This window comes from Halomonas sp. ND22Bw (assembly GCF_003011945.1).
GTDB classification, from domain to species: Bacteria; Pseudomonadota; Gammaproteobacteria; order Pseudomonadales; family Halomonadaceae; genus Halomonas; species Halomonas halophila.
Window position 1 is genome coordinate 1 of sequence record NZ_PXWD01000489.1, and the last position, 322, is coordinate 322.

General features: G+C 66.5%; 1 pseudogene. It reads right to left on the reverse strand.

Features of this window, described 5'->3' with window-relative positions:
- Positions 1-296: pseudogene (locus CVH10_RS19065) on the reverse strand (hypothetical protein); the annotation flags it as partial.
- Between the last annotated feature and the right edge of the window lie 26 nt (positions 297-322).

Consider the following 322-nt stretch of genomic DNA (forward strand, 5'->3'; position numbering starts at 1 on the left):
GTAGGAACCGCGTTGGTTCCTTTGGTCTGTTCGGGCATCCCGTCCAGGGGACGCCAACGCGGCAGCGCTGTGAGAGTGGCGGCCGCGAGGAACTTGTGCCACTCGATCCGCCAGTGCGCTCCCGCTGCAGCGGAAACGATGTCGCGGTACTGGCGCACGCTCTTGTCGAGCGTCGGCGAGGCCGCCACCGTGACCAGCCCCAACAGCCGTGAGGACAGTTCGCGTTCCTTGTGACGGACGATCAGCCCGTGTGCTGCCCTGAGTCCGTCGCTGGTCTCGCGGGCGACAATCACCACGTACGGTGACTCCGCCTCTACGTCGG